The sequence below is a fragment of the Microbacterium sp. KHB019 genome, assembly GCF_037285405.1.
Classification (GTDB): Bacteria; Actinomycetota; Actinomycetes; order Actinomycetales; family Microbacteriaceae; genus Microbacterium.
Window position 1 is genome coordinate 58,724 of sequence record NZ_JBBDHF010000002.1, and the last position, 21,872, is coordinate 80,595.

At 68.1% G+C, this 21,872-nt stretch carries 22 protein-coding genes; 8 read left to right on the plus strand and 14 right to left on the minus strand.

The annotated features are described in order from the left end of the window. Position 1: 1 nt before the first annotated feature. The 6 genes from KHB019_RS06675 to KHB019_RS06700 form a co-directional block, all read right to left on the minus strand. On the minus strand, positions 2–301 hold the full coding sequence (locus KHB019_RS06675) for a Dabb family protein (protein ID WP_230101490.1): 300 nt from the start codon (positions 299–301) through the stop codon (positions 2–4). Further along, positions 298–561 carry a glutaredoxin family protein gene (locus tag KHB019_RS06680; protein ID WP_230101491.1) on the minus strand — a complete coding sequence of 88 codons (264 nt, stop codon included), beginning with the start codon at positions 559–561 and terminating at the stop codon, positions 298–300. The genes KHB019_RS06675 and KHB019_RS06680 overlap by 4 nt, the downstream gene beginning before the upstream one ends. Continuing rightward, positions 558–860: a rhodanese-like domain-containing protein gene (locus tag KHB019_RS06685; protein ID WP_230101492.1), complete on the minus strand. Its 303-nt coding sequence runs from the start codon at positions 858–860 to the stop codon at positions 558–560. The genes KHB019_RS06680 and KHB019_RS06685 overlap by 4 nt, the downstream gene beginning before the upstream one ends. 98 nt (positions 861–958) lie before the next feature. After that, on the minus strand, positions 959–1,057 hold the full coding sequence (locus KHB019_RS06690) for a 30S ribosomal protein bS22 (RefSeq protein ID WP_003792170.1): 99 nt from the start codon (positions 1,055–1,057) through the stop codon (positions 959–961). 133 nt (positions 1,058–1,190) lie between these two features. Next, complete coding sequence (locus KHB019_RS06695; RefSeq protein ID WP_230101493.1) at positions 1,191–1,382, minus strand: helix-turn-helix domain-containing protein; 192 nt, start codon at positions 1,380–1,382, stop codon at positions 1,191–1,193. A 103-nt stretch (positions 1,383–1,485) separates the two neighbouring features. Next, positions 1,486–2,403 (minus strand): TetR/AcrR family transcriptional regulator, encoded by a 918-nt coding sequence (locus KHB019_RS06700; RefSeq protein ID WP_337458436.1) that lies wholly within the window; start codon positions 2,401–2,403, stop codon positions 1,486–1,488. A 102-nt stretch (positions 2,404–2,505) separates the two neighbouring features. Between KHB019_RS06700 and KHB019_RS06705 the strand changes: the two genes are divergently transcribed. After that, positions 2,506–3,402: an ATP-binding cassette domain-containing protein gene (locus tag KHB019_RS06705; protein ID WP_337458437.1), complete on the plus strand. Its 897-nt coding sequence runs from the start codon at positions 2,506–2,508 to the stop codon at positions 3,400–3,402. After that, on the plus strand, positions 3,399–4,211 hold the full coding sequence (locus KHB019_RS06710) for an ABC transporter permease (RefSeq protein ID WP_230101496.1): 813 nt from the start codon (positions 3,399–3,401) through the stop codon (positions 4,209–4,211). The genes KHB019_RS06705 and KHB019_RS06710 overlap by 4 nt, the downstream gene beginning before the upstream one ends. A 203-nt stretch (positions 4,212–4,414) precedes the next feature. Here the strand turns inward: KHB019_RS06710 and KHB019_RS06715 are convergent, their stop codons facing one another. Beyond that, positions 4,415–4,831: an ArsR/SmtB family transcription factor gene (locus KHB019_RS06715; protein ID WP_230101497.1), complete on the minus strand. Its 417-nt coding sequence runs from the start codon at positions 4,829–4,831 to the stop codon at positions 4,415–4,417. Between the two features lie 94 nt (positions 4,832–4,925). On the opposite strand from KHB019_RS06715, the gene KHB019_RS06720 reads away from it, so the two are divergent. The 3 genes from KHB019_RS06720 to KHB019_RS06730 all read left to right on the plus strand — a co-directional run bounded on the left by KHB019_RS06720 (position 4,926) and on the right by KHB019_RS06730 (position 8,208). Next, complete coding sequence (locus tag KHB019_RS06720; protein ID WP_230101914.1) at positions 4,926–6,356, plus strand: TrkH family potassium uptake protein; 1,431 nt, start codon at positions 4,926–4,928, stop codon at positions 6,354–6,356. Continuing rightward, complete coding sequence (locus KHB019_RS06725; protein WP_230101498.1) at positions 6,349–7,020, plus strand: potassium channel family protein; 672 nt, start codon at positions 6,349–6,351, stop codon at positions 7,018–7,020. The genes KHB019_RS06720 and KHB019_RS06725 overlap by 8 nt, the downstream gene beginning before the upstream one ends. A 114-nt stretch (positions 7,021–7,134) precedes the next feature. Further along, positions 7,135–8,208: an alpha/beta hydrolase gene (locus tag KHB019_RS06730; RefSeq protein WP_337458438.1), complete on the plus strand. Its 1,074-nt coding sequence runs from the start codon at positions 7,135–7,137 to the stop codon at positions 8,206–8,208. Here the strand turns inward: KHB019_RS06730 and proC are convergent. Further along, entirely contained in the window at positions 8,205–9,044 is an 840-nt protein-coding gene (gene proC, locus KHB019_RS06735; RefSeq protein WP_337458439.1) for a pyrroline-5-carboxylate reductase, read from the minus strand. The two genes, KHB019_RS06730 and proC, sit on opposite strands and share 4 nt — an antisense overlap. A 79-nt stretch (positions 9,045–9,123) precedes the next feature. Between proC and KHB019_RS06740 the strand changes: the two genes are divergently transcribed. Continuing rightward, complete coding sequence (locus tag KHB019_RS06740; RefSeq protein ID WP_230101501.1) at positions 9,124–9,435, plus strand: hypothetical protein; 312 nt, start codon at positions 9,124–9,126, stop codon at positions 9,433–9,435. A gap of 5 nt (positions 9,436–9,440) precedes the next feature. Here KHB019_RS06740 and tadA read toward each other — a convergent pair whose 3' ends face one another. Next, positions 9,441–9,896 (minus strand): tRNA adenosine(34) deaminase TadA, encoded by a 456-nt coding sequence (gene tadA / locus KHB019_RS06745; RefSeq protein WP_414684008.1) that lies wholly within the window; start codon positions 9,894–9,896, stop codon positions 9,441–9,443. A gap of 42 nt (positions 9,897–9,938) precedes the next feature. On the opposite strand from tadA, the gene upp reads away from it, so the two are divergent. Further along, positions 9,939–10,571 carry a uracil phosphoribosyltransferase gene (upp, locus tag KHB019_RS06750; RefSeq protein WP_230101502.1) on the plus strand — a complete coding sequence of 211 codons (633 nt, stop codon included), beginning with the start codon at positions 9,939–9,941 and terminating at the stop codon, positions 10,569–10,571. Between the two features lie 6 nt (positions 10,572–10,577). Here the strand turns inward: upp and KHB019_RS06755 are convergent, their stop codons facing one another. Next, positions 10,578–14,045 carry a TM0106 family RecB-like putative nuclease gene (locus tag KHB019_RS06755; protein WP_337458440.1) on the minus strand — a complete coding sequence of 1,156 codons (3,468 nt, stop codon included), beginning with the start codon at positions 14,043–14,045 and terminating at the stop codon, positions 10,578–10,580. A gap of 158 nt (positions 14,046–14,203) precedes the next feature. Next, positions 14,204–15,022 carry an ammonia-dependent NAD(+) synthetase gene (gene nadE / locus KHB019_RS06760; RefSeq protein ID WP_325470814.1) on the minus strand — a complete coding sequence of 273 codons (819 nt, stop codon included), beginning with the start codon at positions 15,020–15,022 and terminating at the stop codon, positions 14,204–14,206. Between the two features lie 107 nt (positions 15,023–15,129). On the opposite strand from nadE, the gene KHB019_RS06765 reads away from it, so the two are divergent. Continuing rightward, the gene (locus KHB019_RS06765) at positions 15,130–16,080 is read left to right on the plus strand and encodes an aldo/keto reductase (RefSeq protein WP_337458441.1); all 951 of its coding nucleotides are present in this window, start codon (positions 15,130–15,132) and stop codon (positions 16,078–16,080) included. 38 nt (positions 16,081–16,118) lie between these two features. Here the strand turns inward: KHB019_RS06765 and KHB019_RS06770 are convergent, their stop codons facing one another. The 3 genes from KHB019_RS06770 to KHB019_RS06780 form a co-directional block, all read right to left on the minus strand. Continuing rightward, positions 16,119–19,097, minus strand: a complete 2,979-nt coding sequence (locus KHB019_RS06770; protein WP_337458442.1) for an SMC family ATPase — start codon at positions 19,095–19,097, stop codon at positions 16,119–16,121. Further along, entirely contained in the window at positions 19,097–20,251 is a 1,155-nt protein-coding gene (locus KHB019_RS06775) for an exonuclease SbcCD subunit D (RefSeq protein WP_337458443.1), read from the minus strand. Before KHB019_RS06775 ends, KHB019_RS06770 begins: the two co-directional genes overlap by 1 nt. 81 nt (positions 20,252–20,332) lie before the next feature. Further along, positions 20,333–21,799: an MFS transporter gene (locus tag KHB019_RS06780; RefSeq protein WP_337458444.1), complete on the minus strand. Its 1,467-nt coding sequence runs from the start codon at positions 21,797–21,799 to the stop codon at positions 20,333–20,335. Positions 21,800–21,872 lie beyond the last annotated feature (73 nt).

Below are 21,872 nucleotides of genomic sequence, written 5' to 3' on the forward strand. Positions count from 1 at the left end.
GTCAGACTTCGAAGTCGACGGCGACGCGGGACGCGACGACGGTGCGGATGTAGCCGGCGGCCTCCTCGTGCGCCGGGTGCACCTGGTACTGCTCGAGGGCCTCGACCGAGTCGACGTCGGCGACGAGCGTGACATCCCAGTTCACATCGGCGTACAGCGTGTTCGCACCGGCGGAGATCGATCGCAGCTGCGGCACGACGCCGTCCAGGCTGTTCAGACGCCGCGCGACTTCTGCGGCCTGCACTGCACGCTCCTCGGCATCCTCGCTTGCGAGCTTCCACGTGACGACATGACGGATCACTTCGACTCCTCCAGTCTCTGCCTCAGCTTGTCGGCCGACACGCGCCAGTAGGCGTGCACCTCATCGTCGATCAGCACGACAGGGATCTTCTCCCACCACAGCTCGTGCAGAGCAGGATCGTCCTCGATCGACCGTTCGACGATCTCGATGTCGTCTCCGATCTCATCGGGAAGATCGGCGACGACCTGCTCGACGATGCCGAGAGCTGTCGGGCACAGATGGCAGCCGTCTCTGCCGATGACGGTGATCGTCGTCGTCACGGGGCAGGCTTCTCGACCGGCTTGCCCGCGGAGATCCATTCTCCGGTGCCGCCTTCGACGTTGGTGGCGTCGTAGCCGCGCTCCTCGAGCGCCTGCACGACGCGAGCCGATCGTCCACCGGCCTGGCAGATGACGTCGAACGCCTCTGCTGGGAGCTCGTCCAGACGATTGCCGATCTCGGACATCGGGATGTTGACCGCCCCTGGCACGTGCCCGGCGGCGAACTCGTCGCGTTCGCGCACATCGATGAGCGGCGTGTTCTCACGAGCATCGAGATCGGCGATGGTGATGGACTTCATGGCTCCCTCAATCAACTGGAACGAGTGCGCAGCAGAGACACGAAGCGCCCCGTCGACTGGCTCGAAAGCCGGCCTGGGGCGCTCGGTGTTCTGGCCGCTTACTTCTTGTTGCGGCGCTGGTGGCGAGTCTTGCGAAGCAGCTTGCGGTGCTTCTTCTTCGCCATGCGCTTGCGGCGCTTCTTGATGACTGAACCCACGGAAACCTCACTAAGTCAGGGGCTGGGCGTCTCGAAAATCGGACACCCGGGTACGGGCACGGAAAATGCCTCGGATCAGTTTAGCAAACACGCGGCGGCGTGATGCACACGAGCCGAGCGCGCAGCGACGTCGTCAGCCGACGTCGCTGATCGGACGTTGCAGCGCGTCCGTTACTGCGGTCTCCGGCACACGGTAACTGCGGCCGAAGCGGATCGCCGGCAGCTCGCCGGAGTGCACGAGCCGATACACGGTCATCTTGGACACGCGCATGATCTCTGCGACCTCTGCGACCGTCAGGAATCGTACTTCTGGAACGTCGGGCATCCCCCGTACCCCTTTCTTGCTGATGCATCACTCTATGGGGAAGACGGGGCCCGTGTAAACCTATGGGACGAATGTGATCTATGTGACTGCCGTGGAGTTCCTGTCAGCGATCCAGGCGCCCACGCGCGTCCTTCACCGCTTGGCGTTCGAATTTGCGCGCGTCGCGCAGCGCCTTCTCGGCGGCGCGTACGCTCTTGCGCGCCTCGCGCACACGCTTGTCCTCCGTGATCCCCGACGGCTCGGTCCCGACCCAATCGGCGACGGAGACGTGCGGTTCTCCCCGCTCGAGGCCGGCGATGTACGCCTCGACGCCGTCGAACACCCGCTCGATGCCGAAGTGGAAGGGGTCGTCCTCCGAGAGGAAGACGCCCGCGTCGATCGCGGTGCGCAGCGCCGGATACTCCTCGGCCGAGATCACCCGATCGAACAGACCGGCCTCGAGGACGGTGATCTCCTCCGGGGTCATGCCCGTCGAACGGGCCTGCTCCGCGTACCCGGCGATGATGATGCCGTACCAGCGCGCCGACCCCGTGACCGCGAGCACCACGGCAAGACGTTCGACGTCGCTCAGCGGGGTGCCGTTCAGGCTCGCTAGCCCGGCGTCCAGCCAGGCCGAGCTGTTCGGCGTGATCGGTGAGCCCGTGATCGGGATCGACAGGATCCAGGGATGGGCGAGGTAGCCCGTCGTCTGCGCCTCGAACAGCGCGCTCAGCTTGGCGCGCCACCCTTCCTGCTCTGCATGCTCCTCCGGCGGCAACCCGGTCGCCTCTTCCTGCATGAGCAGCAGCAGATCGTCCTTGGCACTGACATACCGGTACAGAGACATCGGCGTGAATCCGAGACGGGCGGCGACCGCCGCCATCGACACGGCACCGAGACCCTCGGCATCCGCGAGCTCGATCGCGGCCTCGACGATCTTCTCCACGCTCATCTCGCGCTTGGGCCCGCGCTGCGGGTTCGCCGCGACGCCCCAGGCGAGCGCGATGCCCCGGGGCAGCTCAGGAGGTTCCACGTCACTCATGTCGACCATCCTAATTCTGTGTATTGAATAAACAGTGTGTTATGGTCATACACAGTTGTATGCGACGTACACAGTTTGCCACTCACTCAGAAGGAAGCGACCATGACCGCATCAGTCATCGAGGTCCGCGGACTCCGCAAGACCTTCGGCGCACAGACCGTCATCGACGGACTGGACCTCACCGTGTCACGCGGTGAGGTGTTCGCCCTGCTCGGGCCGAACGGCGCCGGGAAGACCACGATCATCAACATCCTCACCACTCTCATCCACCCTGATGCCGGCACCGCCGCCGTCAGCGGATTCGATGTGGCGTCCTCCCCCGTCGAGGTGCGGCGCCGCATCAGCCTCACCGGTCAGTCCGCCGCCGTGGACGACGGGCTCACCGCAACGGAGAACGTGGTGATGTTCGCCCGCCTCGCCGGCCTGTCCCGAAGCGCCAGTCGCCGCCGGTCGGACGTGCTGCTCGACGCCTTCTCTCTGACGGATGCCGCGTCTCGACGCGTCTCGACGTTCTCCGGCGGCATGCGCCGCCGGCTAGACCTGGCACTGAGCTTCGTGATCACGCCCGAGGTGCTCTTCCTCGACGAGCCGACGACCGGCCTCGACACCCGCAGCCGCCGCGACCTCTGGGACATCATCCGTTCGCTCGCATCGGCCGGCACGACCGTGTTCCTCACAACGCAGTACCTCGAGGAGGCGGATCAGCTCGCTGATCGCATCGCCGTTCTCCACGAGGGCCGGGTCGCGGCGCTCGGCACCGCAGCCGAGCTCAAGGCCCGCATCGGCGGCGACACGGTCGAACTGCATGACGAGCACGGTGCACTGCTTCACGAGATTCCCACCGACGGCACGGTCTCCGGTCTGCGTCGGGCGCTCGACGACCTGGACAGCCGGGGAGCGGACGGTGTCGTCACGCTCCGCCGCCCCACCCTCGACGATGTCTTCCTCGCCGTCACCACACCCGAAGCAGCCCCTGAACTCGTGAAGGAGTCGAAGTGACCACCGCACTCGCCGCTGTCGCGGCATCCGCACCCGCAGTCCGACCCCGCCTGCGCGGGCTGACCGCCGAGCTCGTGTTCGTCGGACGCAGCCTCACCCACTCGATCCGCGATGGGGAATCGCTTCTCATGGCGATCATGCTCCCCGTGATGCTCATGCTTATGTTCACGTGGGTCTTCGGCGGCGCGATCGACCCATCAGGCGCATACGTCGACTACGTCGTACCGGGCATCATCCTCACCTGCGCCGGCTTCGGCGCGTCATCCACCGCCGTGTACGTCGCGAACGACATGCGCACCGGGATCATCGACCGCTTCCGCACCATGCCCGTCCGGTCGGGCGCCGTGCTCACCGGCCATGTCGTCGCAAGCCTCGTCCGCAACCTCGTCGCCACCGCGATCGTGATCGGCGTCGGGGTGCTGGTCGGTTTCCGCCCCACCGCGACGCTCGGCGAATGGGTGCTGATGACGCTGTTCATCACCCTCTATCTGCTGGCGATCACCTACCTCTTCGCCGCCATCGGCCTCGCGGCCGGCTCGCCGGAGGGCGCGAACGGCTACGGATTCATCCTGTTGTTCCTGCCGTACCTGTCGAGCGCGTTCGTGCCCGTCGCCAGCATGCCCGACTGGCTGCAACCGGTCGCCCAGTACCAGCCGATCACTCCGATCGTCGAGACGATCCGTGCGCTGCTGATGGGGACCGACAGCGGCACGCAGCCGCTGTGGGCCGTCGTGTGGTGCGTCGGGATCCTCGTCTTCGCCGCGGCGTGGGGCGCATGGCTGTTCCGCCGCAAGGCCGGACAGCGCTGATCGGGTCGGGCTGATCGGGTCGGGCTGATCGGGTCGGGCGGCGTCGCTCCGACGTCGACGCCCGGCCTCAGGCGCTGACCGAGCTCCAGCGCACGGGCAGATCGCGCATCACGAGCGCGCTGTCGAAGGCCGCGGACCCCGGCGGGAGAGCGTCGAAGAACGACGAGCTCACCTCGCGCACCCCCTGGTTGCACCGACGGCGTTCAGGCGCCGAGCCGCTTGAGGGCGGTCGTGACGACATGCTTGGCGGATGCCGCGGCACGACCGACCACCTCGGCTGCGTGCGCTGCGCCGTCTGGCAGCGGGATCGTGGAGAAGTCGATGTCGGGCGCGTTCTCGCCGAAGGCGTCGACGAGGAACGGCACGAGCCAGTCGTCGACCGCCTCGAGCGGCTCGACCTCGATGCTGTAGAAACGGCGCTGTCCGTCTTCTCGGACGCTGACCAGCTCGGCATCGCGCAGCACCTTGAGGTGCTTGGAGACGGTCGGCTGGCTGATGCCGAGTTCGCTGACGATGTGCGAGACGCTCGTGCCGGCTTCCCCTTCGGTCGACCGCCGCAGCAGGAGCTGGAGGATGTCGCGCCTCGTGCCGTCTGCGATCACGTCGAAGATGTCCGTCATGAAGTTCAGGGTAGTCGTCCCGCGCCCGGAGTACCATGACGAAGGCTCGGTGCGACAGGCGCGTCGAGCAGTCGACGACTACTGGAGGGAAGCGATGTCGAGCATCGGCTGGTCGACGTCGACCCGCAGGCATCCGCGGAACACCTGGCACTTCTTCCGCCGCATCATCACGTCGTCGCCCTCGCGGTTCGCGATTCTCATCTTCGCCGTGCTGATCCTGGTGTTCACTGCGCTGTTCTCCCTGCCGATCGCATCCGCATCCCGCACGGTGACACCGCTGAGCGATGCGCTGTTCACGGCCGTCTCGACGATCTGCGTCACCGGGCTCTCGACGGTCGACATGGCGACGCACTGGTCTCCGTTCGGGCACGTGCTGATCTTCCTCGGCGTGAACATCGGCGGGATGGGCGTGCTGACGCTGGCATCCGTCCTCGGACTCGTCATCTCGAAGAAGCTCGGTCTGCGCGCGAAGCTGCTGGCCGCCGGCGACAGCAACCCGCTGCGCGCCCACGGCGGTGTCGTCAATGAGGGGCAGACGGTCCGCCTCGGCGAGGTCGGCCAGCTGCTCACCACGGTCGCGATGTCGCTGATCGTCATCGAGCTCGTCCTGGCGGTGCTGCTGTACCCGGGGCTGGTGATGGCCGGCATCCACCCGCTCACCGCCCTGTGGGAGGCGCCGTTCTATTCGGCGATGGCGTTCACGAACACCGGCTTCGCGCCGAACGCCACCGGCGTCGTGGAGTTCGTCGACGACTACTTCGTCCTCACGGTGCTGATGGTGGGCGTGTTCCTCGGCAGCATCGGCTTCCCTGTCATCTACACGCTGCTCAAGCACCACTTCCACGTGAAGCGCTGGTCGCTGCACTCGAAGCTCACCCTGATCACCACGCTGATCCTGTTCGTCGCCGGCGCCGTGGTGTTCATCATCCTCGAGTTCGACAACCCGCGGACGTTCGGGTCGATGGATGCCACGGACACGACGTTCCAGTCGTTCTTCCTCTCCGCGATGACGCGGTCCGGCGGCTTCAGCACGATCGACATCTCCGACCTCAACGGGTCGTCCAAACTCGCGATCTCGATGCTCATGTTCGTCGGCGGCGGGTCCGCCTCCACCGCCGGCGGCATCAAGGTGACGACGCTCGCCGTGCTCGCGATCGCGGTGTGGTCGGAGGCCCGCGGTCGCCAGTCGGTCAACGCGTTCGGTCGCCGGATCCCGAGCGACGTGCAGCGCGTCGCCCTCAGCGTCGTCGCGTGGGGTTCCACGATCGTGGCGCTGTCGACCATCATCATCGGGCAGATCACGAAAGCATCGACGGAGGACGTGCTCTTCGACGTGATCTCCGCATTCGGCACTGTCGGGCTCAGCACCGGACTGACGGCGAGCCTGCCGGATTCGGCCGTCTACGTCATGGCCTTGACGATCTTCATGGGACGCGTTGGTACAGTGACACTCGCCGCGGCCGTCGCCGCGACGACGAGAACGCAGCTCTATTCGCTGCCCGTCGAAAGGCCGATCGTTGGTTGAAGGTCTGCGCAGCGATGCGCCAGTGCTGGTCATCGGACTCGGACGCTTCGGCGCCGCGTGCGCCGGCGAGCTGGACAGGCTCGACCGCGAGGTGCTCGCCATGGACGAGAACCTCGAGCTCGTGCAGAAGTGGTCGGATCGGGTCACCCACACCGTTCAGGGCGACGCGCGGAACATCGACGCGCTGAAGCAGATCGGCGCGCAGGACTTCCAGGTCGCCGTCGTCGCCGTCGGCTCGCTCATCGAGGCATCCGTCCTCATCACGGCGAACCTCGTCGACCTCAAGGTCCCGCAGATCTGGGCGAAGGCCGTCTCGCAGTCGCACGGGAAGATCCTCGCCCGTGTCGGCGCGAACCACGTCATCTACCCCGAGCGCGAGGCCGGCGAGCGCGTCGCGCACCTCGTGAGCGGTCGGATGCTGGATTTCATCCGCTTCGACGACGACTTCGTACTGGCGAAGATGTACCCGCCGAAGTTCATCCGCGGCGTCGGATTGAACGAGTCCGGCGTGCGGAGCAAGTACAAAGTCACTGTCGTGGGTGTCAAGAGCCCCGGCAAGCCGTTCCGGTACGCCGAGGCGAACACGGTGGTCACGAACCACGACCTGATCATCGTCTCGGGCACCAACAGCGACATCGAGAGGTTCGCGGCGCTGGACAGGTGACCTCGCAAACCTGAAACCCGGTTCACATTTGTGGGTGCGGAGCGCTAGAGTCGATCCGCACGCGGCATCGGCGCCGCGTCACGGCGCAGCGCCGTATCAGGACGGGGACCGGCCATGACCAGCATCCAGGATTCGCTTCTCGACGGGATCGCAGCGCGGACGATCGACACAGCGCGGCTGCGGGTCAACGTGCTGGAGCGAACAGCCGACGACCAGGGCACTCCCCCGGAGCGCACGGTCGTGCTCGTGCACGGAAACGTGTCATCAGCTCTGTTCTGGCAGGAGACGATGCTCGGCCTTCCCGCCGGCATTCGTGCGATCGCGGTCGACCTGCGTGGATTCGGCGACAGTGAGGCGCTGCCCGTGGATGCCACTCGGGGCCTCGGTGATTACAGCAACGACGTGCACGCGACGCTGGAAACGCTCGGACTCCCGACCGCTCACCTCGTCGGCTGGTCGATGGGCGGCGGCGTTGTGATGCAGTACGCGCTCGATCACCCGGCGCTCAGCCTCACGCTGCAGGCACCGGTCTCTCCCTACGGGTTCGGCGGCACGCGCCCGGACGGCACGCGGCTGACGGACGATGACGCCGGATGCGGTGGCGGCGGCGGCAATCCCGACTTCATCGAGCGGCTTCGCGCCGGAGACACCTCGGCCGATGCGCCGACGTCTCCGCGCAGCGTGTTCCGCGGCAGCTACGTCGCGCCGGGGTACGAGACCGATCACGAGAACATCTGGGTCGCGTCGATGAACACGACCTCGACCGAGCAGGGGAACTATCCGGGGGACAGCGTCGCGAGCGCGAACTGGCCCGGATTCGGCGCCGGCGACGTCGGCGTGCTGAACACCATGGCACCCAAGCACTTCAACGTCTCGCGCATCGTCGAACTCGAGGTGAAGCCGCCGATCCTGTGGGTGCACGGAACCGCGGACGCGATCGTGTCGGATGCCTCGTTCTTCGACCTCAATCACCTCGGTGCCGTCGGTGCGATTCCCGGTTGGCCCGGTGCGGAAGTCGCCCCCGCGCAGCAGATGGTGACGCAGACGCGAGCAGTCCTGTCGGCGTATGCGGCAGCCGGCGGGGATGTCGTCGAGCTGAATTTGGAGGGCGTCGGCCACTCGCCGCACCTCGAGCGCCCTGAGGAGTTCCGCGCCGCGCTGCTCGAGCGGATCGGGTACGCGGGCTAGTTCCCCGCGGCCATCTCCCTAGCCCGCTCCAGCGCAGCATCCGTCGCCCGGCCGAACACCTCGTCGAGCCGGGCGTCCTGCAGGACGGCGATCGCGCGCTCCGTCGTGCCCTTCGGGCTGGTCACACGACGCCGGAGCTCGGCGGGACTCTCGCCGGATGCCTCGAGCAGCGCGGTTGCGCCGATGAACGTCTGCTCGGCCATCAGCCGGGCATCGGCCTCATCGAAGCCCTTCCCGATCGCCGCCTTGGTCAGTTCTTCGATGAGCAGGAACACGTACGCCGGACCCGAACCGGAGATCGTCGACAGGGCGTCGATCCTGTCCTCCGACACCTCGACCACGGCGCCGACGAGCTCGAACAGCGTGCGGACGAGCGCCAGGTCCTCAGGCGTCGCTGACGTTCCGGCGGCGAGACCCGTGACGCCCTTGCCGACCGTCGACGGCGTGTTGGGCATCGAACGGATGACGCGAACGCCATCACCGAGATTCTCGGCGAACGTGGCGAGGGTGACGCCGGCGGCGAGACTCACGACGATGGCGTCCTCACGGAGGACGGGCGCGATCTCGCGCAGCAGATCCGGAACCATGTGCGGCTTCACGCCGACGAGGATGACACGAGCGGATGCCGCGGCATCCGTGTTGCCGTTCGGGTTCGTCTCCAGTGCGACGGCCGTGACGTTCTCGAGTCCCTCGAGAGCCGCTGCCTTCTCGGCGGTGCGGTTGGTCGCGACGATGCCGCCGTCGACGGGGATGCCTGCTGCGACGACGCCATGCAGAATGGCGCCTCCCATGGATCCGGCACCGAGGAACGCGAGGGACGGAAGAGAGTCAGCCATTGGGCCATCCTATGCGCGGCATCAGACAGCGCCGACGGTGCATCCTGCGGATCACAGACGCCCGAACTAGACTCGCGGCATGAGCGGATCTGCCAGCAAACACGACCTCGACCTGATCATGGACGCGATCCTCGGATGCTCCGATGTCGAGAAGCTCATCAGCCTGAAGACGTATCCCGTCGAGAGTGACAAGCTCCTCGTCGTGATCAAGATCGCCCTCCCCGCGGAGAAGACCGTGCGCGATGTCGCCGACGTCATCGCCGAGATCCAGGCGCAGATCGAGAGAACCGTTCCCACGGTCGGCGCGGTGTACGTCCAGCCCGACATCTACCGTCCGTCGCTCGACCCCGAGCCCTCGACCGACGTGTTCGTCCTGAAGTCCGAGGACTGACGCGCTCAGCGCCGCTGTTCGAAGAAATCGCGCAGCAGCGCGGTCGAGGCATCCTCTACGACGCCGCCGACGACCTCGGCGCGATACGGCAGCCGGCGGTCGCGCAGCACGTCGTACATCGACCCTGCCGCACCGGCCTTCTCGTCCCACGCGCCGAACACGACCCGTCCGATGCGCGCCTGAAGGATCGCCCCTGCGCACATCACGCACGGTTCGAGCGTGACGACGAGCGTGTGCCCCTCCAGATTCCATGATCCGATGGATGCCGCGGCCGCCCGCAGAGCGACGACCTCCGCATGCCCGGTGGGATCGTGGGTCTCCTCACGCGTGTTCCTGCCCTCGCCGATCACGCGTCCTGCCGCATCGAGCACGACGGCGCCGACCGGAACCTCCCCCGCGTCAGCAGCCTCACGTGCGAGTTCGAGAGCGCGAAGCATCCCGTCGCGGTCTGGCTGGAGCATGTTCCGAGCGTATCCGGACGCGCGGCGCACTACCCTATGACTATGCGTGTTCACGTCGCCGACCACCCTCTCGTCACTCACAAGCTCACGGTTCTACGCGATGAGCGCACCCCGTCGCCGGTGTTCCGCCAGCTGACCGAAGAGCTGGTCACGCTCCTCGCGTACGAGGCGACGCGGAACGTCAAGGTCTCGCCGATCGAGATCCAGACTCCGGTGACCACCACCATGGGCGTGAAGATCTCCGAGCCGCGTCCGATCGTCGTCCCCATCCTGCGTGCCGGTCTCGGAATGCTGGAGGGCCTGGTCAAGCTGCTTCCGACCGCGGAGGTCGGGTTCCTCGGCATGGTGCGCGATGAGACCACGTTCGAGCCGACGACGTACACCGAGCGCCTCCCCGACGACCTGAGCGACCGCCAGTGCTTCGCGATCGACCCGATGCTCGCCACCGGCGGTTCACTGGGCGCTGCGATCCAGTTCCTCTTCGATCGCGGCGCGAAGGACGTCACAGCGATCTGCCTGCTCGGCACTCCGGAGGGCGTCGCCGCGATCGAGAAGCTCGTCGGCGACCGCGATGTCACGCTCGTGCTCGGCGCTCTGGACGAGCGTCTGAACGAGAAGGGCTACATCGTCCCAGGGCTCGGCGACGCCGGAGACCGGCTTTACGGGACCGTCTGAGCTCGCTCAGGGCCGGTCGGCGCCGACCAGGCGGGCGAACGCGCTGAGCCGCGTCACACCCTCCGGCGTGCGCGGAAGATCGTCGAGCAGCGCCGGCGAATAGATCAGGTAGGCCGCGACCTGCGCGCGCGAGATCGCGACGTTGAGCCGGTTCTGCAGCAGCAGGAACTCGGGGCCGCGCGGCGCGTCGCGTCCGCTGGATGCCGCGAGCGTCGTGATCGAGACCACGGCCTCCTTGCCCTGGAAGTTGTCGACCGTCCCGACGGGCACATCGGCGAACCCGGCCGCCGCCAGTGCGTCGTGGACCAGTTTCTTCTGCGCGTTGTACGGCGCGACGACGATGATGTCGGGCTGCTCGAGCAAGCGCGGTTCGGCATCGGGCTCGCTGAACGAGCGGCCGATGAGGTCGCGGACGATGCGCACGACCTCGGCCGCCTCCTCCGGAGACTGCGTGGCATTGCCGCGGTGACGGAGCGGCTGCACGTGGAGGCCGGGTTCGATGCCTTCGATCGCGCGCCGTTCGGTGCCGGATGCCGACGCCAGCTGCCCCGCGTATGACAGCCGTGAGACCGGTTCTGCGACTGCCGGGTGCATCCGCCAGCTGCGATCGAGGAAGTACCCGTATTCCGGACGGACCACCGAATCCCCGTCCATGACCCACCCGAGCGCCGAGGTGTCGACCGGCTCGGGGTGCGCTCCCTGGCTCACCTGCGGCAACTGCTGCGGGTCGCCGAGGAGCAGCAGACGCTGCGCCCCGGCGGCGACGGCGATCGTCGAGGCGAGCGAGAACTGGCCGGCCTCGTCGATCACGATGAGGTCGAGACCGCCGCGCTCGACGCGGCCGGTATGACTGAAGTCCCACGCGGTACCGCCGACGACGACGCCCTGCCCCTCGCGCTCGGCGAGGAACGACGCCATGCCGGTCTTGGGGATCGACGTGTACTTCGGGTCGCCCGCCTTCTCCTTCGGGCTCTTCGCCACCTGCCCGGCCGGGACGCCGGCGTCGACGATCCGCTCGAGCAGCGTCTCGATGATCGCGTGCGACTGCGCGACGACACCGATGCGGAAGCCGTGCTCGTTCACCAGCCGGGCGATCACGTGCGAGCCGGTGTAGGTCTTGCCCGTCCCCGGAGGGCCCTGGACGGCGAGGTAGCTGCGGTCGAGGTCGCGCACGGCGCGGACGATCGCATCGATCACGTCGCCATCGGCTGGCGGCAGCCCGGCACCCGAGACCGTGCGAGGTGGAACCCGGCGCAGGATGTCGGTGGCGGCATCCTGCGGGAAGGCGGGCGCAGCCTGGTGCACGGCGTCGGCCCACTCGTCGATCGCGCCCTGCAGCGACACGACCCGCGGCGGAGCAGCAGGGGTGAGTACGAGCGGCAGTTCGTCCCACGTCTGGCCGTCCACGGCGTTCTCGGTGACCACGAAACCGTCGTCGAGCACCTCGATGACCTTCACGACGTGCGGCACGTGCACCGCTCGCGATGGCGCATCGCTGACGAACGGGGCTGGGAACGAGTACAGCGCGAACGGCTCCGCACCGTCGCCGAGCGTGGTCCCTGGTGAGATCTCGCCACGGATCTCGACCTCGCGCGACATGACTCGGCGGCCCTCTTCGATGCTCCAGTCGCGGCGCAGCACGGTGGCGGCGGCATCCACTCGCACGACGTCGCGGGTCTGGTCCCACATCGAGACCGGTTCGCGCAGCCGCTGGTAGTGCGCCCGCCAGAAGATCGCGGACTCGCGCGGGTAGTAGTCGATCGCGGCAGCCGCGACCCGATGCGCCTCGCCGTCGCCTCCTGCTTCGACGTCGCGTTCGGCGTCGGCGAGGAGAGCGACCGACCGAGGAGAGGGCTCGTAGACGACCTCGTCCGGCGCATCGGGCGGCGCCGGATTGACGCCCTTCTGCCTGGCGATCTCGATCAGCCAGTTGCGCAGTCGACGGGTGGAGACGCAGTCGTAGCGGTTGTAGTCGGCGAGGTCGGCGAGCACGGCATCCGCTTCAGCCTCGTCACCGGCGGCTGCAAGCTGCCGGGCGGCGACGTACTGCACGATCGAGTCGTCGCCCTTCTGCACGTCGCTCGTGCGGACGTCGGCACCCATGTACAGCGGCTCGAGCTTCTTGATCGAGTACGACCGGGAGCCGACGCGCACGGTACGCAGCACGAGCGGATACAGATCGACGAAGACCCCCTCGCGCAGGAGCTTGTCCACCTCGCCCTCGCGGACGCCGTGACGCGCGGCCATCGCACTCAGATGCGAGGTCTCGTACGGGGCGTAGTGGTAGATGTGCATGTCGGGGTGCGACTGCCGGCGCAGGTTCACGAAGTCGAGGAACCGCTCGAGGGCCTTCTTCTCGTCGGCGAACGTGTGCGCCCACAACGGGGTGTACTGATCGTCGTTGTCGACCCAGCCGAACAGGTAGTCGATCCCCCATTGAGCGTGCCCGTCAGGAGCGGGCTCGGTGTAGAGCGGATCACCCTCGAAGTCGAAGAAGATGTCGCCACGGCTCGGCCGCGGGAGCGTGTGGATCGCGGCCGGATGGTAGACGTCGTAGGTGGGCGCCTGGTCGGCGTCGGCTCGGAGCTGCAGCCGCGCCTGCGCCCGAAGCGCCTCGAACGTGTCGGCGTTCATTCCCGTCGGTGCATCCGTCGCAGCGGCCAGCGCATCGATCGTCTGGATGCCGGCGTCGCGCAGGCGGGTGCGCTGCACCGGGCGCATCCGCGCGACCATGAGCAGGTCGCGCGCGGCATCCACCTGCTGGGTGCAGGTCTCGCATCTGCCGCACGCGACGATGCCGATATCGCCGCGCTCGTCTCCCCAGGCGAGCGGCGAGCCGGACGCGCCGACCTCCACGTTGCGATCCGCGATCAGTGTGCGCAGGCGCGCACGGCGAACGTGGAACAGGGGCAGCAGATCATCGACCTGATGCGTGCTGATGGTTCCGTCACCGAGGATGAGGTCGACCTCGGTGGACCGAGGGATGCCGAGGCCATCGAGCTGGTCGACGTATGCCGCGAGCTGCATGAGCGCGGTCACGCGCGCCGTACGGGCGAGCTTGGAGTCCTGGACGCGCCAGTTGCCGTCGTCGTCGCGGAGCAGGAAGTCGGCGAATCCGACGAACTCGTCGGTCGCGAACGCCGCCTGGAAGAGCAGCTTGGCATCGGACCGCAGGGCCTCGCGCGTCTCGGCGACGACAGCGGCCAATGCGCCGGGCTCGGACGAGTTGATCCGGGCGACCTCATGCACGGCGTTCGGCCCGAGCTGCTCGCGGTACGCCTCGAGGACCTTGAGCTCGTGCGCGTCACCGAGCCTCGCCGCTCGTTCGAGAGTCGCGTCCTCCGGCTCTTCGACGGCCGGAACCCTGCCGAGCTTGGCGTCGATCGCGCGCGCCCAGGCGAACTCGCATTCGGCGGCCGCTTTCAGGTCGCTGGCGCTCCAGATGACGCGCTGCGCCTGAGTGTCGATCCGCATGATTCGAGCGTATCCGGGGGTACCGACAGCGGGTGCCGGGTGACCGTTTCGACTCGCCCGCGGCTCGCTCAACCCGTTTCGTCTGCGGGCTGCGCCCTCCGCTCAACGCCCCGCAGGGACTGTTCCCTCTGGTCGTCGAGCGAGCGTCAGCGAGGGGTTCAGCGCCACCAGTCGTCGTCCGGGGCTACGGGCAGGTGGCGCTTGTGCTCGGTCGCCAGGTACTTCTGCTCGATGCGGGCGGCGGCGTCAGCATCCACCGGCCTGCCCTCGAGGTAGTCGTCGATCTGCTCGTACGTGATCCCGAGTTCGTCCTCATCTGAGCGGCCGGGCTGGTCGTCGAGCAGATCGGCCGTCGGCACCTTCATCCAGAGGCGATCGGGCGCCTGCAGCACCCGCAGCAACTGCTTGCCCTGGCGTTTGTTGAGCCCGGCGAGCGGCAGGATGTCCGCGGCCCCATCGCCGAACTTGGTGTAGAAGCCGGTGACCGCCTCTGCGGCGTGATCGGTTCCGATGACGAGGTGACCGTCGTGGCCCGCAAGTGCGTACTGGGTGACCATGCGGATGCGCGCCTTGATGTTGCCGCGGTTGAAGTCCGAGATGGATGCGCCGGCGGCCTGCTCGATGTCGGCCTCGACGCCGTCCACACCGTGCTGGATGTTCACCTCGACCACGCGGTCTGCCGCGACGAAGTCGAGCGCGGCGACCGCGTCATCCGCATCGTGCTGCACCTTGTACGGCAGGCGGACCGCTATGAAGTCGGCCGTGCCCCCGTTCCCACGAACGCGCTCGACGGCGAGCTGAGCGAGGCGGCCGGCGAGCGTTGAATCCTGTCCGCCCGAGATGCCGAGCACGAGTCCCTTCGCGCCGGTCCTCTCGAGATAGTCGACGAGGAACTGCACGCGGCGTTCGATCTCGGCGGCCGGGTCGATCTCGGGCTGCACGCCCAGAGTCTGAGCGATCTGCTGCTGAAGCGTCATGCCTCCAGTATCGTCCCCCGAGTGTTACGCGGGAATGACGCGGCGGGAATAGCACTGCCGCCGGCCGCCTTGTGCCCAGAGACCTCTGATTGACGAAAGCGAGAACCATGACCCTCCTCGGCCGCAGCGACCTCGATGTCCTCCCCCTCTCCCTCGGCGGGAACGTGTTCGGCTGGACCGCCGACCGCGACGCGTCCTTCGAGATCCTGGATGCGTTCACCGCAGGCGGCGGGAACTTCATCGACACGGCGGACGGATACAGCGCGTGGGTGCAGGGAAACTCCGGCGGTGAGAGCGAGACGATCATCGGCGAATGGCTCGCGTCGCGCAATCCGGCAGGGCTCACGATCGCCACGAAGGTCAGCACCCACCCGGAGTTCAGGGGACTATCGGCGAAGAACATCCGCGCGGCCGCCGAGGCGTCGCTGAAGCGTCTCGGCGTCGACACGATCGACCTGTACTACGCGCACTTCGATGACGCCGAGACTCCGTTGGAGGAGACGGTCGCCGCCTTCGGCCAACTCGTCACCGACGGCCTCGTGCGCCACACCGCCGTCTCGAACTACTCGGCCGACCGCATCCGTTCGTGGATCTCGATCGCTCAGGATGCCGGCACCGCCCTTCCCGTCGCGATCCAGCCGCACTACAACCTCGTGCACCGCAACGACGTCGAAGAGAGCATCGTCCCAGTCGCCGAGGAGTTCGGGCTGAGCCTGGTGCCGTACTACGCACTGGCGAGCGGCTTCCTCACCGGGAAGTACCGGTCGACGGATGCCTCGGGCACCTCACCGCGCGCCGGTGGCGCCGCCAAGTACGCCACGGAGCACGGGCTGCGGATCATCGACGAGCTGGAGCGCATCGCCGGCGAGCACGATGCCTCGATCACGTCGGTGTCGTTGGCGTGGCTTCGCGCTCAGCCCACTGTGGCGGCGCCGATCGCGAGCGCCTCGCGGGTCGAGCAGGTCCCGGACCTGCTCGCGAGCGCGACGCTGGAGCTCACGGCCGATGAGGTGAGGGCGCTGAACGCCGTATCGGACTGGGTGCCGGCGAAGGTCTGAGCGCGCACCCGCGTCTTCCCGGACACGGCCGCCGCAGCTCAGCAGCGGATGCGACTGGGCCCGGCAGGGGTCTGCTCGACGACGAGCTGGGCGGGGATCTGCTCCTGCATGGACTCGACGTGACTGATGATGCCGACCGTGCGGCCCCCGGAGCGCAGCTCGTCGAGCGTGCGCATCGCGACCTCCAGGGTGTCGGCGTCGAGAGACCCGAAGCCCTCATCGATGAAGAGGGTGTCGAGCCGGATTCCGCCGGCCCTGGCTGTCACGACCTCGGCGAGGCCGAGCGCGAGCGCCAGTGAGCTGAGGAACGTCTCGCCGCCCGAGAGGGACTGCGCAGGACGCGTCTGACCGGTGAAGGCATCGAACACGACGATGCCGAGCCCGGATGCCGCGCCCCGCGCCGCCAGCGCATCGGAGTGCTGCAGCTGGTAGCGCCCGGTCGACATGTCGCTCAGGCGGCGGTTCGCAGCCTCCACGATCTCTTCGAGCTCTGCGGCGAGCACGAAGGTCTCCAGCGTCATCTTGTGGGTGTTCCCTGCGCGGCCGGCGATGGTGTCGGCGAGCCCGCGGAGCACCTCGTGCTCGGCCTGCCGCTCCGCGCTGCGAGCGTGTTCGGATGCCGCGGACTCGACGAGGCGATCGAGCTGCGCCGCGACGGACTCGGCCCGCCCGGCGGCATCCATCGCCGTCTTCCAGACTGTGCGCGCCTCGCCGGATGCCGTTTCCGCCGGTGCGAGATCGATGGGCTCCTCGGGGAGCGTGCGCAGCTCGAGTTGGAGCAGCGTCGAGCGTTCCTTCTCGCGCTGCACGCGATGCGCCGTGATCCTGGCGTCGAGCACTTCCTGCTCAGATGCGGAGCGCATGGCGTCGCTCGCCGCTGCGACGCCATCGAAGTCGGAGGCCACGAGCGCAGCGACCTGCTCCTGCGAAGCCGCGGTGTAGGCTTCCTCCGCCCTGGTGCGCTCGGAGATCGCCGTCGCCAGCGCATGCGCGGTGGACGCCTGTGCGACGACGGATGCGACGCGGTCGGCGACGGTGTCGAACTCGCCCCGCGCCTCGGCGATCTGCGTCGCCGCCTCCTGTTCGCGCTGCACGATGACGGCGAGCGTTTCGCGCGCTGCGGCCAGGGTCGCCGCCGCATCCGTGCGTCGCTGTTCCAGAGCAGCAATGGCCTGCGTGGCCTGTTCGACCTGCGCCTCGAGTGCGGCGAGCTCACCCGCCGCTGCCACCGCTTCCGCGTGCGCTCGTTCCGCCGTCGCCAGCTCGGCATCGGCGGTCTCCATGGTGCGGCCGTCGGCGACGGCCGAAGCAGCGGCGAGGTCGGCGGTGAGCGTCGTGACTCGATCCTGAGCCGCACGTTCGACGGTCTGCGCGGCATCCCGCGTCGCCTCGGCGTCATCGATGTCGTCGGCGGAGACCGGGTCCGTGTGCGCTGCCGGGGCCGGATGCTCCGTCGACCCGCACACGGCGCAGGGCTCCCCCGGCACCAGAGAGGTGGCGAGCTCGCCCGCGAAACCGTCCAGGCGACGGCGACGAAGGAGCGCGAGCACGCTCTGCGCATCGGCTAGCGTCGTGCTCGCCTCGGCAAGTGTCCGCTCGGCGGCTTCGCGCTGCGCGCTCACCGACGCCACCGCAGCAGCGGCGTCGCGACGCGAGGCCGCCGCGTTCAACGCGCGTTCGCGGTCTTCGATCCGGTCGGCGTTCCGCCTGACCTCATCGCGCTGCGTCCTCAGGGCGTTCAGGCGTGCCGGCAGCTCCGCGCGCTCGGCTTCGCCGGCATCGACCAGAGCGGATGCCGCGGCGACCTGCTCTCGTGCGGTCGCGAGTTCAGCGGCGAGCGTTGCGGCGGTCTGCTCGAGCTCCGCGGCGCGCGCCCACGCGCCGCTCTCCCTGGTTCGGTCGGCCGCCCACGCTTCGAGTGCCTCGGCAGAGGCCTCGGCGAGTTCGACGCCGACGGCGTCCCAGCGTTCGCGCGCCTCGACCTCAGCCGCCTGCGCGGTCTCGCGGGCCGACCGCGCTCGGGCAGTCGCCGCGAGAGTGGAGCGAAGCGCCTCGGCGGCTCGCGCCCGCTGCAGTTCGGACTTCGCCCTGTCGATCTCGGTCTGCTCGGAGTCCAGTCGTGCCATCTCGGCGCGTGCACGGTCCCGCTCCTGCTGCGCCTTCTGTTCTTCGCGGATGGCCGTCAGCGCAGCATCCGCCGCCGTCAGGCGCTTCTCGGCGTCGTCTCGCTCGGCTCCTCGGCGCTCGACGCGATACTCCGCGCGACTGGTCGCCGCGCGCAGAGCGTCGATGCGCTCCTGCGTCGACGCTGTCTCCGGCCCCGCACCCGCATCGCCCCAGAGCTCCGCTTCGGACACGACGCGTTCCGCCTCGGACACTCGCGCATCGACCGTGGTGACGACGCCTGCGAGTGCCTGCTCGGATGCGCGGCGCCTATCGTCGAAGCGCGCCTGGACTTCTTCAAAGCGCTCTGTGCCGAACAGACGACGCAGCAGCCCCTGACGCTCCTTGCTGTCGGCGAGCAGGAAGCGCGCGAACCGGTTCTGGGCGAGAAGGATCACCTGCAGGAACTGCTCGCGGCTGAGCTGAACGATCTCCTCCAGTTCGTCAGCGACCCGCTTCTCCTTCGCTGCGAGCGTCACCCATGCGCCGTCGCGGAGGACGTCGAGCTGCACGGCGGAGCTCTGCTTGGTCAGCCCACCGCCGCGCTTCGCCGGCCGCAGGTACTCCGGCGAGCGCGTGACCCGGAATCTCCCGGCGCTCGTGCTGAACTCGACGACGACCTCGCTCGGGTCGTCCGGCTCGCAGTGGTCGCTGCGCAGACGCTTGTCTCCGCTCTCGTAACGCGGCACCGAGCCGTAGAGACCGAAGCAGACGGCATCCAGGATGCTCGACTTGCCTGCCCCTGTTCGCCCGGCGATGAGGAAGATTCCGTCCTCGGCGAATGAATCGAAATCGACCGTCTGCCGGGCGAGGAACGGACCGAAGCCCTCGATCTCGAGTCGGTGAAGGCGCACTAGACGAGGGCCTCCGCGATGACGCGCTCGTCGAGCACCTCGCGGATGAGTTCGCTCTCGCGCTCACTCGGACCCTGACCCGCCCGAACGTGCTCGAGGAACGCCTCGATGCGCTCGGTGTCGGTGACCGCGGTCCTCAGCCGCGCCGAGTACGAACGCTCCATCTGCTCGCCGTCGATCGCCGGCGCGTGCTGAACCATGGCGCAGTACGGGAAGCGCTCTTTGAGTCGGCGCATCGGCTCGGCCTGCGGGAGCGTGTCGGTGTAGACGGCGCACACCCAGTCGTCGGCGTGTGCCGCGATGTTCTCGTCCGAGAGGATGTCGTCCAGCGCTCCGGTCAGTGTGACGAGCCGGCGCGGCACCGGCAGCTCCAGCCATTCGACCGATACCAGGCCGTCGGCGTCGAGGTCGACCAGCCAGGAGCCGCGCTCCTTGTGCTGTTCACCGAAGCTGTAGTGCAGCGGCGCGCCGGCGTATCGAACCCGGTCGCTGAGCGTCTGGCGCCCGTGGATGTGGCCGAGGGCGACGTAGTCGGGCCCGTCGAAGACATCGAGCGGGACGACGTCGAGCCCGCCCTGACGCACCTCGCGCTCGAGGCCGACCGTGGCATCGACGCCAGCGGCGAAGCAGTGCGCGACCGCGACCGAGCGCCCCTCGTTCACAGCCATCCCCGCGCGCACGAGGCCCATCGCGTGCGCCATGGTCTGCGCCTGCGTCTTGAGCGCGACACCCTCCCAGTGCTGCCGCACGATCGCCGGCTCGAGGTACGGGATACCGTAGAAGTGCACCGGGCCGTCGGCGTCGTCGATCGTCACCGGCGTGCCGATCGACAGCGGATCGGTGACGACGTGGATGCCATCGCGCAGCAGGCGCGCCTGGAAGCCGAGCCGCGCGGCGGAGTCGTGGTTGCCACTGGTGACGATCACTCGGGCGCCGGTGTCGTGCAGCGCGACCAGCGTGTCGCCGAGCAGTGTGTACGCGGGCCCGGCTGGTGTCGCGGAGTCGAACACGTCACCGGCGACGATGACGACGTCGACCGCATTGTCGCGGACCTGCTGCACGAGCGCGGAGAACACCTCGGCCAGCGCATCCATGGTCGAGTTGCCATGGAACGTGCGGCCGATGTGCCAGTCGGAGGTGTGCAGGATTCGCATACTCACACGGTACGGACGGCCTCGGACATTCCCACAGAGGCGTGCCGCGCCGACGCCCGACCCACCCCGGAGAGAAGAGGCTCAGTGCACCAGAACCGGGGCCGCCTCGGACTCCGCCGCCCCCTGCGGCAGCAGGTCGTCCATGCGCCCGCGCACCATCGTGATCGCGATAGCGGAGGCGATCAGCATCCCGACGGCAGCCGCGATGAAGGTCGCGCTGTATCCGTCGGCGAGGACATCGAGGTCGACCTGCGCGTGCCCGCCGACGACAGCCGCATACACGGCCGTGAACACCGACAGTCCGATCGAGCCACCGATCTGCATGGCCGAGTTGGTCACGGCCGACGCCACGCCCGCGTCATGCGGTGCGACGCCGGCAAGGGCGACGTTCTGCAGCGGGATGAAGACGAACGCCATTCCGAAGCCCATCACGAGGAGCGCCGGAGCGACCTGCACGAAGTAGTTCCCACCGGGGGTGATGAACGACATGTAGAACAGGCCGGCGGCGACGACGAGCGGACCGCCGATGAGCATCGGACGCGGGCCGATGGACCCGAGCAGGCGAGTCGCCAGGGGTGCCATGACCATCGTGCCGAGCGGCAGCGGAAGGCTGGCGATGCCCGACTCGAGCGCACCCTGGCCGAGCACGATCTGCAGATGAAACGTGAGGTAAAGCGTCGCGCCGATCATGACGCTGCCGGCGACGGCCTGGATGAGGAAGGCCCCAGCGCGCACCCTGTGCGTGACGACGCGCAGCGGCAGCAGAGGGTTCTTGACGCGAAGCTCTACCCACACGAACGCCGCGAGCAGCACAGCGCCGAGCGCGAGGAAGCCGATCGTGAGCGGGTTGCCCCAGCCGGTCTCGGCCAGGCTGAAGCCGTAGACGAGCGACCCGAGCCCGAGAGTGACCAGCAGCGCGCCCCACATGTCGTAGTGGTTGTCGCCGCCTGCCTTGCTCTCGGTGAGGAAGAGTCCACCGCCGATCAGGCCGACAGCCACGAAGAACAGGTTGACGAGCAGGCACCAGCGCCAATCGAGGAACTCGGTGAGGAATCCGCCGAGCACGAGCCCGACGGCTGCTCCGGCACCGGCGACCGTTCCGAAGACAGCGAACGCTGTGTTGCGCTCCTTGCCCGAGGGGAACAGCGTCGTCAGCAGCGCGAGAGCGGCGGGAGCGAGCATGGCGGCGAAGACGCCCTGCAGACCGCGGCCGAGGATGAGTTCCCAGCCGGTGGTCGCGATGCCGGCATAGAGGGAGGCGAGGCCGAAGCCGATCATGCCCACCATGAAGGTGCGCTTGCGCCCCCAGTAGTCGGCGATGCGACCGCCGAGCAGCAGCAGCGCTCCGAAGGCGAGAGCGTATGCAGTGACGACCCACTGACGCAGGTGGTCGTCCATGTTCAGGGCGACCTGGGCCTGTGGGAGGGCGATGTTGACGATGGTGCCGTCGAGGACGACGACGAGCTGCGTGAGCGAGATGACGAACAGCGCCCACCACTTGGCTTTCGGATGGGCGCGCAGGGGCTTCGAACGCAGGGACGACGACATGGAAAAACCTCCGGTGTCTGGTGAGGATGCCGGAGGTTTCAAGCCTCGGACCAGCCTCCGTTCTCAGAGGCTG

What these genes read in the sequence shown, in the direction of transcription:
- KHB019_RS06685 (WP_230101492.1), bottom strand. Translation starts at nt 860, where the DNA reads ATGAAGTCCATCACCATCGCCGATCTCGATGCTCGTGAGAACACGCCG.
- KHB019_RS06695 (WP_230101493.1), bottom strand. Translation starts at nt 1,382, where the DNA reads ATGCCCGACGTTCCAGAAGTACGATTCCTGACGGTCGCAGAGGTCGCA.
- KHB019_RS06700 (WP_337458436.1), bottom strand. Translation starts at nt 2,403, where the DNA reads ATGAGTGACGTGGAACCTCCTGAGCTGCCCCGGGGCATCGCGCTCGCC.
- KHB019_RS06705 (WP_337458437.1), top strand. Translation starts at nt 2,506, where the DNA reads ATGACCGCATCAGTCATCGAGGTCCGCGGACTCCGCAAGACCTTCGGC.
- KHB019_RS06715 (WP_230101497.1), bottom strand. Translation starts at nt 4,831, where the DNA reads ATGACGGACATCTTCGACGTGATCGCAGACGGCACGAGGCGCGACATC.
- KHB019_RS06720 (WP_230101914.1), top strand. Translation starts at nt 4,926, where the DNA reads ATGTCGAGCATCGGCTGGTCGACGTCGACCCGCAGGCATCCGCGGAAC.
- KHB019_RS06730 (WP_337458438.1), top strand. Translation starts at nt 7,135, where the DNA reads ATGACCAGCATCCAGGATTCGCTTCTCGACGGGATCGCAGCGCGGACG.
- proC (WP_337458439.1), bottom strand. Translation starts at nt 9,044, where the DNA reads ATGGCTGACTCTCTTCCGTCCCTCGCGTTCCTCGGTGCCGGATCCATG.
- KHB019_RS06740 (WP_230101501.1), top strand. Translation starts at nt 9,124, where the DNA reads ATGAGCGGATCTGCCAGCAAACACGACCTCGACCTGATCATGGACGCG.
- tadA (WP_414684008.1), bottom strand. Translation starts at nt 9,896, where the DNA reads ATGCTCCAGCCAGACCGCGACGGGATGCTTCGCGCTCTCGAACTCGCA.
- upp (WP_230101502.1), top strand. Translation starts at nt 9,939, where the DNA reads ATGCGTGTTCACGTCGCCGACCACCCTCTCGTCACTCACAAGCTCACG.
- KHB019_RS06755 (WP_337458440.1), bottom strand. Translation starts at nt 14,045, where the DNA reads ATGCGGATCGACACTCAGGCGCAGCGCGTCATCTGGAGCGCCAGCGAC.
- nadE (WP_325470814.1), bottom strand. Translation starts at nt 15,022, where the DNA reads ATGACGCTTCAGCAGCAGATCGCTCAGACTCTGGGCGTGCAGCCCGAG.
- KHB019_RS06765 (WP_337458441.1), top strand. Translation starts at nt 15,130, where the DNA reads ATGACCCTCCTCGGCCGCAGCGACCTCGATGTCCTCCCCCTCTCCCTC.
- KHB019_RS06775 (WP_337458443.1), bottom strand. Translation starts at nt 20,251, where the DNA reads ATGCGAATCCTGCACACCTCCGACTGGCACATCGGCCGCACGTTCCAT.
- KHB019_RS06780 (WP_337458444.1), bottom strand. Translation starts at nt 21,799, where the DNA reads ATGTCGTCGTCCCTGCGTTCGAAGCCCCTGCGCGCCCATCCGAAAGCC.